Raw genomic sequence first — 2,563 nt, 5'->3', positions numbered from 1 at the left:
GTAGTGCTCCGGCGCGCGCGCGATCCACTGATCAAGCTTTCGCTGAAGTTCGTGTCTAACGGCCTTCTCTTCTGGGTCGATCCTCGAGGCGCGATCCACAATGAGATCAATCAGTTCCTCCGCTTTCCTAATGGCGGCGTCATTCAGAACGGGATTGTTCAACATTCCCGGTGCCAGATGTCTGACTGCTGCGACAAGTGCGGCATGCAATGCGCGATCCCGTGCGCGGGAGGCGAATGGGGTCACGCTGGTTGCTTCTACATCGCGATATAGCGTTTGATGCCAGCCGCTGAAGGTCTCGAATCGCGATCTGTCGCGTGCTTTGGCGTTGTTCAGTATCGAGACCACAAGCCCGCTAACGGAGCCACGTCCGACGCGGCTTGTCGCCTGAATATACTCGGCTGTCGCTTTCGGCTGGCCATTCACGACCATTAGGCCAAGACGTGGAATATCGACGCCGACACTGACCATGTTGGTTGACAACACGGTATCAAGAGCGCCTGGCTGGCCCACTTTGATCGCCAGCTTACCGAGCATATCAAGGATCTCCTCTTGAGTGCGCCGGGACGTGAGTTCCTCCACATTGTGCATAGAGCGTGCAGTTTCGCCGCGTGCGGTACTGTAGAGCCGGATGCTATCGGTGACGTCGTCCTGCATTAGGACAAGCGCACCGCCAAGCTCGCGTAGCGAATTGAAATAGCCCAGGAGCGTCCAATACGGATCATTGTCGCCAACATCACTGAATGCCCCACCCGCCGACTGCAAAAGCGATGCCGACACAGCCTGCAAAGTAAATTTTGCGGATCGTCCTGCCGTTGATATACCCACATATCGACGCCCCGTTGATCGGGGATCGAAAACCGCGAAGCCGGAATCGTCATGGTCGATGGCTGCAGGTGGAAACTGACATGCAGTGCGATCAAAGAGGTCTAGCACCTGTTCAGACGCCCGCCGTATGGTCGCCGTAGAACCGATGACCTTCGGGTATCGCCCGTCTCTCGAAAACAGGATATCGAATGCCGACTCGTAGGTTCCGGCCACGGTCCCGAGCGGACCCGAAATCAGGTGAAGCTCGTCCTGAATGATCAGATCCGGTGGGACGCCATCTGACACTCCGAAAAGAGCGTTGGTTTGCGGGCGACGCACGATCTGTGCAAACTTGTCGACTGTGCCGACTAGGAGGGTCGGGCGCTCTTCGTACACATCCTCATCAACCGTCCAGACCGGCAGCGGTCCGGTTAGAAGGCATTCCGAATTTTCGCATTTCGGAATAACTCGAGACGCTACTGACGCTTGTGTCCAGCGAAGGCGTTTGCCGCAGCAGGGACACTCGGCAAGCTGCTGTGGCGATGCAAGTTCACGTGAGCCCTGAAGCGACGCGTAGGCATTTGCACGCGTATTGGGACTTGCATCTCCTCCAACCCAAAGACCAATCGAGAATGACTCCTCACCTTGCAGATCTAACCCATTAGGCACAGCAATCCGTCCGGTGCGAATGGCTTCACAGGCCACAATCATTGCGGCCGAGCGGGCGAACTGCTGTGTTGTCAATAGTCGCAGGGTATAACGCATTAGGGCCGCTACACCTTGCCGCTCAGTAGATTTGGATGACAACCTGCGGTAAAAGGCGACCATGGCTATGAGGCCGAGATACGCTTCGGTTTTGCCGCCGCCGGTGGGGAACCAGAGCAGATCCATGGTTTCTCGATCGGCATGATCGCGTTTGGCTGCGGAGACGGCACTGAGTAGAAGGAAGCCAAGTTGGAATGGCCGCCAACGAAGGTTGCCGTGTTTCGATTTCTCTGAATCCCATTGATGCTGGGTATGCATGGCAAGATTGGCAAGCTGAAACGCCCTTCTCAAACGTGCGTCGTCGCAGATTTCGTCGACAGCTTTATTCATGCGATCCAAAACGGCGGCACACTGTTCCAGATTGGTTCCGGCGGTTATCGCATTTTCGCCCTTCAGGGTTGGAAGCTTTTCAYTGCGCTGCAGCGTCAGCCATTTCGCATAACATCCACACAGCAATTTGAGATCCGCTCGAAGCGCAGGCTCCGCCGCCGTCGCTAGCGCCAGCGCCGAAAGGGGGTCCGATCCACTCTGACTCAGATCAGAAAAAAACTCGTGACCGTTGGGGTTAACCCCCATAACGATCGACGAAGGCATCCAAGTCGTACCAACCCAGTCGGTCACCGGCAATTTTCCGGGGCCAGCTGAAAGTGCCCCCCATGACGCCGCGCAGACGTGCCCGGATGCAAATTCATAAACGTTTCGGAACAACAGCGCATTTGAGCGCTCATCGGCATCACTCTTGCCGGGCCGGACGTTGTCGCGACGTGGCCTGGGGACCAAGCTCGTTTTTTCTGAAGGCGTGATGTGAAGCGATGTCTGAAACATTGACGCCATTTCGAGCTCATCACGTCCTTTACCCGGAGAGGTGCTGTTGATGAGCGAAATGGTGATAAGGAATCTGCCATCCGTGGCTACGCTCCGGATATGCAACTGCGCACCRGCAGCATCCGGATTATCCTTCTCAAGGTCTTGATATCGACTGCCGGGCGAC

The 2,563-nt window shown here is 56.3% G+C and carries 1 protein-coding gene; it reads right to left on the bottom strand.

Going from position 1 to position 2,563, the window contains the following annotated elements:
* Positions 1-2,406 (bottom strand): helicase-related protein (locus AC1DVF_RS28960; protein WP_477783591.1); only part of this gene is annotated, 2,406 nt, incomplete at its 3' end.
* Between the last annotated feature and the right edge of the window lie 157 nt (positions 2,407-2,563).

The sequence above is a fragment of the Pseudomonas sp. P4_D7 genome, from assembly GCF_056401755.1.
The sequence above is the reverse complement of the archived record's forward strand: the minus strand, read 5'-3'. Positions and strand labels throughout refer to the sequence as shown.